Annotated in this window: 4 protein-coding genes; 2 read left to right on the top strand and 2 right to left on the bottom strand. The window is 43.5% G+C overall.

Translation table 11 applies throughout. From position 1 onward, the window contains the following. Positions 1–2201, bottom strand: a 2201-nt coding sequence (locus CXF78_RS05875) for a beta strand repeat-containing protein (RefSeq protein ID WP_102036250.1), incomplete at its 3' end; no start/stop codon positions are given. Positions 2202–2755: 554 nt separating this feature from the next. Between CXF78_RS05875 and CXF78_RS05870 the strand changes: the two genes are divergently transcribed. Next, entirely contained in the window at positions 2756–5365 is a 2610-nt protein-coding gene (locus tag CXF78_RS05870; protein ID WP_102036249.1) for a PAS domain-containing hybrid sensor histidine kinase/response regulator, read from the top strand. Continuing rightward, positions 5365–6915, top strand: a complete 1551-nt coding sequence (locus tag CXF78_RS05865) for a sigma-54-dependent transcriptional regulator (RefSeq protein WP_011636494.1) — start codon at positions 5365–5367, stop codon at positions 6913–6915. The genes CXF78_RS05870 and CXF78_RS05865 overlap by 1 nt, the downstream gene beginning before the upstream one ends. A gap of 193 nt (positions 6916–7108) precedes the next feature. On the opposite strand, the gene CXF78_RS05860 is transcribed toward CXF78_RS05865, so the two are convergent. Further along, the coding region (locus tag CXF78_RS05860) for a YfhL family 4Fe-4S dicluster ferredoxin (protein ID WP_102036248.1) at positions 7109–7310 on the bottom strand (202 nt) is incomplete at its 5' end.

Here is a 7310-nt window from a genome sequence, read left to right as displayed (position 1 = left end):
GGCACCGGCACAACATAAGGTGGCGTGCTATCGTCGCCAGCATAAGATAAGCCATTGGTTAATTCGTCAAATTCGCCAGCATTAACGCCAGGAGTAAATCCTGCGTAATAAGAACGTGCCTGGTCAAGAATACCTAAATCACCATCGACAATGGCAGAACCACTTGTCGTTGTAATGGCTTGTGAGGCAAGCATGGCAAAACGTGCCACTTCACCCAATTCTGGTGCTAGTGGGTTATTGGGCAGAGCAGCGGTAACATTAAGTGTTGTATCTGTAGATACGCCACTGAGTGATGCTTGAATCACCGATGAGCCTACCTCAATAGCAGTGGCACGCCCGCTATTTAGCTGTTCATTGGGATTCAATGTAGCAACTAGTGTATCAGCTGAAGACCACATCACTGTCGAGGTAATATTTGTGGTACTACCGTCTGAATAATGGCCAGTAGCCACAAAGTTTTGGCTTGAGTTTTTAATAATGCTTGGATTAATTGGTGTTACATCAATCGAATTCAAGGTGGCATCGGTAACGGTTAAGTTAGTACTGTTTGATTGTGCACCTGAAGTTGCGGTAATAAGTGATGAGCCAGCCGCCTTGCCATTCGCAAGGCCATTGACATCAATTGTAGCAACCAAGGTATCAGCAGATGACCACGTAACCGAGGTCGAAATATCTGCTACAGATCCATCAGAATAAGTAGCGGTTGCAGCAAACTGCTTGTTCATACCTTTAACAAGGCTTAAATTGGTTGGCGATACCACTATTGAGTTCAAAGCTGCGCCGGTAATTGTTAAATTGGTACTACCGGATAAAGCACCTGAGCTTGCACTAATTAACGATGAGCCGGTTTCGATACCACTAGCTAATCCAGAATTATTTACTGTGGCAACTAAGGTATCTGCTGATGACCAAGTTACAGAGGCAGTAATATTAGCTAGCGAACCATCTGAATAAGTTCCTGTAGCGGTTAACTGTTTATTCGAACCTTTAACTATGGTTTGATTTCCTGGTGTTACCGCAATTGAAGTCAACGTTGTATCAGTAACTGTTACAGTAGTTGTGGCCGACAGCGCAGCTGATGTTGCGGTAATAATAGCTGAACCTGAAGTAATACCACTGACTACACCATCGGCATTTACAGTCGCAATAAGGGTGTCTGCAGATGACCAAATTGCCGAGCTAGTTATGTCAACAGAGATCCCATCCGAGTAAATACCAGTAGCAGTCAACTGAAGGGTATTACCTTTAGGAATATGTGGGTTGGCAGGTGTTAACATGATTGACGTTAAGCTGGCATCAGTCACTGTCAGCAATGAAGTTGCTGATTGAGCTTGAAAATCCGCCGTAATAATAGATGAACCTATGCTAACTCCTTTAGCTGCCCCACTGGTATTCATTGTGGCAACCAGTGTATCCGCAGATGACCAGTTTGACGAAGCGGTAATATCAACAGAGATACCATCGGAATAAGTACCGATAGCAGTAAACTGCTGGGTTATGCCTTTGGCAATGCTTGGTTCAACCGGCGTTAACGCTATTGAACTCAAAATAGCATCTGTGATATTGAGTTCAGTTGTTGTTTCATCAGAACCTAACGATGCGGTAATAACCGAAGATCCAATGGCAACTCCACTAGCAAGACCACTTGCATTCACTGTGGCAACTAGCGTATTAGCCGATGACCACGTTACTGAAGTGGTAACATCTGGGGAAGTGCCATCCGAATAAGTGCCTGTGGCCATAAATTGTTTGGTCAGACCCTTAGCTAGGCTAGGGTTGACTGGTGTGATAGCCAAAGCCGTTAAGGTTGCATCAGTGATAGTTAGCGTGGTCGTTGCGGATTGCTCGTTTGATGATGAGTCTATAAGGGATGCTGTGATAGCAACTGAACCAGGGATAACTCCCATGGCTAGACCGCTGGCATTGATAGTGGCAACTGTAGAGTCATCAGATGACCAAGTTGCTGAGTTGGTGATATCAGATGATGTGCCGTCCGAATAGGTGCCCATGGCTGTGAACTGTTGCTTTAAGCCTAGTGGCATACTAGGGGTGGCAGGAGTAACCGCAATTGATGTGAGTAGCACACCGTTATTGTCGTTATTACTATTGTCGTTATTATTGTCTCCATTACACCCAGCTAAAAGGATAAACCCTAATAGCATAGTGAATACGAGATAAGTCTTTTTTATGGAATGATTCATTCTATTCTTCCTCATAACTCTGTGAAATTACATTTATTTCTCTTTCCTACTCCTGTACAAACGGCTCATGTTTTATAGCGATGAGTGTTGATAATTCTGTTCGATTTTTTTGTTGTGTTGCATCCACATTTTGAAAAAAATCAGAGTACAGTTCTGGATAAGATGTCGAGAAAGCTAACTTGATTAAAGCAATTATTGTACCAATATGAATATTTTGATTGGTTGTATTATTTAACCATTTAGTAACAATGGTTTATTGTTTTTTGTTGTTTTAATTGTTTATGTTTTTGTTTTTATGATGCGTCGATATATGAAAGATCTGTTATATATTGAGGGTTGAATTATCATAAGCAGTGTTATGTTGTGGTTTTCAAGAGGATATACTTAGTGGTTTTCAGCCAAGCAATGTTATATTGGCTAACTGAAAAATAACAAAATTCACGTCGAAATTGCCATCTTTATCGTCAGATAAATACACCGATATGGCAGGTTTTTTCTCTGGGTCGCCATTTCGGTTCCAGTCAAAAACCAACGTATGGTCATAGAGGTTAATCATGAAAGGTGAGAACAAAAGAAGTCCATCAAGTTTAGTCAAGTCTGATGTCATTGAAACTTTGCTTGGCCTCAACAGTGAGGATGATGTCGATCTGTTCGAAGCAGCAATTGAAGAAGTCACTGAACGCAGACATGCAGAAGAGGCATTGTTAAATGCAGGTGCGTTGCAGCGAGCAATTTTTAATAGCGCTAACTTCTCTTGTATTGCCACTGATGCTAAAGGGGTCATCCAAATTTTTAACGTTGGTGCCGAGCGGATGCTAGGTTATTCGGCCATCGAAGTGGTGGACAACATCACCCCTGCAGAGATATCAGACCCTCAGGAGATCATCGCCCGTGCCAAGGCGCTTTCTGTAGAACTCAGTACGCCAATAGAACCTGGTTTCGACGCGCTGGTGTTTAAAGCCACACGCGGTATTGAAGACATTTACGAATTAACTTATATCCGTAAAGACGGTAGTCGCTTTCCTGCTGTTGTGTCGGTTACCGCACTACGCGACGATCAAGGTATTATCATAGGTTATCTTTTGATCGGCACAGATAACAGTGTTGGCAAGCAGGCGGAAGAAGCTTTGCTCAAAGCAGGTGCACTGCAGAAAGCCATTTTCAACAGTGCTAACTTTTCCAGTATTGCTACCGACGCTCATGGCGTTATCCAGATATTTAATGTGGGTGCCGAGCGAATGCTGGGTTATACAGCTGACGAGGTGATGAACAAGATCACACCCGCAGATATCTCCGACCCCAAAGAAGTCATCGAGCGAGCTAAAGAGCTCAGTATTGAACTGGATACTGCAATCACACCTGGTTTTGATGCGTTAGTATTCAAGGCCCGGCGCGGTATTGAGGATATCTACGAGCTAACTTACATACGCAAAGATGGCAGCCGCTTCCCGGCAGTAGTGTCAGTCACTGCTTTGCGTGATGAGCACAAGGCTATCATTGGTTATTTGTTAATAGGTACCGATAACACCGCGCGTAAACGTATCGAGGAGGAGCAAAAAGAACTCGGTCGGCGTTTGCAAGATCAACATTTCTACACCCGTAATCTGATTGAATCCAACATTGATGCTCTGACGACCACAGATCCTTCCGGTATCATTACCGATGTGAATAAACAAATGGAAGAACTTACAGGTAACAACCGTGACTCCCTTATAGGCACTCCATTCAAAGACTACTTCACCGATCCTGAGTTTGCTGCGGCTGGCATAAAAAGGGTGTTAAGTGAGAAGATAATCTCTGATTATGAATTGACCGCCCGCACCAAGAACGGTAAAGAAACCGTGGTTTCCATTAATGCGACCACCTTTTATCACCGAGACAATAAACTGCAAGGTATTTTTTATGGCGCTCGCGATGTAACTGAACGTAATCGCCTAAATCAAAAACTGCTGGAAAAGAACATCGAACTGGAAAATGCTAAAGCGGTGGCTGAGAAAGCCAATCTCGCCAAATCGGATTTTCTTTCCAGTATGAGCCATGAGCTACGCACACCACTGGGTGCGATTCTAGGTTTTGCACAGCTCATGGAATCGAGTACACCTGCGCCGCCTCCTGCTCAAAAACGCAGCATTGCTCAGATCCTCAAAGCAGGATGGTACTTGTTGGAGCTTATCAATGAAATACTTGACCTAGCACTAATCGAATCCGGCAAGCTACCCATGTCACTGGAAGCTGTTTCGCTGTCCGAAGTCATGCAAGAATGTGTGTTGATGAGTGAGCCGCAAGCTCAACTCCATGACATCAAAGTCGTCTTTACCCGATCTTCGACTAAAGATTTTCTTAATGTCGATAGAACCCGACTAAAGCAGGTAATTATTAATCTGCTTTCCAATGCAATTAAATATAACCGGAAGGGCGGAAGCGTGATACTGGAACACAGCCAAAGCAGCGACGATATGATGCGGTTCAGTGTTCGAGATACAGGTGAAGGATTATCAGTTGAGCAACTTGGGCAACTTTTCCAGCCCTTTAATCGCCTCGGTCAAGAAGCCAATAATCAAGAAGGTACAGGAATCGGTCTAGTGGTTAGTAAGCGTTTGGTTGAATCTATGGGGGGAGTCATTGGCGTGCAAAGTACCGTTGGCGTGGGTAGTGTCTTCTGGTTTGAACTAAAGCGAACTGACGAACCCGTATCTAACCTTGCTGACAGCGCAATAATGGTCACGGAAACGCTACAATATGAAGATTCTGAGCGTTTGCAAACCTTACTATATGTCGAAGATAATCCGGCTAATTTGATGCTTGTTGAGAATATTATTTCTCGTCGGCCTAATTTGCGTTTTCTCAGTGCTGCGGATGCTATTCAAGGTATTGAAATGGCACATACGCATCAGCCGGATGTTATTTTGATGGACATTAATCTACCGGGAATTAGCGGCTTGATCGCATTGAAAATTCTCAGGGAAAGTCCGATAACAGCATCGATACCTGTGGTAGCTCTCAGTGCAAATGCCATTCCCCGGGACATTGAAAAAGGTTTGGATGCTGGCTTCTTTCATTATCTTACTAAACCACTGCGGATCAATGAGTTTCTGAAGACTCTGGATATAGCGCTTGAGTATGCCAATAAGTCTGCTGTAATCGCTGATGATGAGGAAAAATAATGGAAATCACTGCAAACGATATTCTTAACGCTAAGATTTTGATTGTCGATGATCAAGAGCCTAATGTGCTTCTGTTGGAGCAATTGCTACTTGAAAGCGGTTATACCATGGTAACTACAACCATGGATCCCCAGGTTGTTTGCGACCTGAACCGAATCAATAACTATGATCTGATCTTGCTTGATCTACAGATGCCAAAAATGGATGGATTTGAAGTCATGGCTGCGCTTAAGGCCGACCATAGCATGGACTATTTACCAGTGCTGGTGCTCACAGCCCAACCCAATCATAAACTGCAGGCATTACAAGCGGGCGCCAAGGATTTTATTAGTAAACCCTTTGACTTGGTCGAAGTTAAAACGCGTATTCATAATATGTTGGAAGTGCGTTTGTTATATAAAAAATTGGAAAAAAATAACATCACTCTAGAAGACATTGTGCAAAAGCGTACGGTAGAGTTGACTAAAACTAACCTGCAACTTGGATTGGAAATTGAGGAACGTAAAAAGGCTGAAGCGTCACTGAGAGATACTTATACACAAATAAAGCAATTAAAGGACAAGCTTCAGGCCGAAAACACTTATCTTCAAAAGGAAGTTGCACGGCAGTTTAATTTCGACGAAATAATCGGCAGTAGTAAGCTGTTGTCGCAGGTTTTTCAAAAAGTTGAGCAAGTTGCACCAATGCATGCAACCGTGTTACTGCTTGGTGAAACAGGCACCGGAAAAGGTGTTGTGGCCCGCGCCATCCACAGCCGGAGTTCACGAAAAAAACGTCCCTTAATTACGGTGGATTGCACCACCTTGCCAGTGGCGTTGATAGAAAGCGAATTGTTTGGCCGAGAGCGTGGCGCTTTCACTGGTTCAGATAGCAAACAAATCGGTCGTTTTGAGCTTGCTGATGGCGGCACCTTATTCCTAGATGAAATTGGTGAGATGCCGCTAGAAATGCAAGCTAAACTGCTGAGGGTTATTCAAGATGGTGAATTTGAACGTCTAGGAAGTCCCCGCACTATAAAGGTCGATGTGAGAATTATTGCTGCGACTAACCGTAACCTGATAGAAGAAGTGCGTAATGGTAAGTTCCGCGAAGATCTTTATTACCGACTAAACGTATTCCCGATCACTTTGCCTCCTTTAAGGCAACGTAAGGAAGATATTTCATTATTGGTTAACCATTTTTTGATTAAATTCAACAAAAAAATAGGTAAGCAGATTGACATAATCACTCAGGATGCTCTGAATACATTGCAGCAACATCAATGGCCTGGCAATGTGCGAGAGCTGGAGAGTGCCATTGAGCGAGCCGTCATCCTCAGTGAAGGGAAATCACTGCAAATACTCGATCGATTCGAAAGCTTTGATAAACTCGCTACTATCGAGGAACCTTCGATGAAAGCTCTGGTTGAGTTAGAATATGAGCATATTGTCAAAGTCTTGCAGCAGACTGGTTGGCGGATAGAAGGTAATAAAGGCGCTGCACTTATCCTCGGTCTCAATCCCAGTACTTTACGAGCGAGAATGCGCAAACAGGGTATCACTCGGCAGTAGTTCAAGGCTAAGTGGTAATACAATGAATTGCAATTCGGTCCTGTATAGGGTTATTCACAAAAACTCTTTGTGTCGTCGAGGATTTTGCATATCAGCCAGCCTCGGCTCAGTCTATGACATTTAAGGCTAGACTAAACAGAGCCTGGTGTTGAGCGTTTTTTGTATGGTATTAATAGTTGTTTATCTGTTTTAACTAGCCCACAAACTTGCCCGTGAGCTGAGCGTATTTGACGAGGAGATCGTCCTGAGATTCCTTATGTGCTGGGTCTATGGCAATACAATCGATAGGACAAACTGAAATACAGGTTGGCTTGTCATAATGGCCAACACATTCGGTGCACAACGAAGGATCGATTTCATACACCTCTTCACCCATAGTAATGGCTTCGTTAGGA

Origin of the sequence: Shewanella sp. 11B5 (genome assembly GCF_002836795.1) — a bacterium.
Taxonomy (GTDB): Bacteria; Pseudomonadota; Gammaproteobacteria; order Enterobacterales; family Shewanellaceae; genus Shewanella; species Shewanella frigidimarina.
The sequence above is the reverse complement of the archived record's forward strand: the minus strand, read 5'-3'. Positions and strand labels throughout refer to the sequence as shown.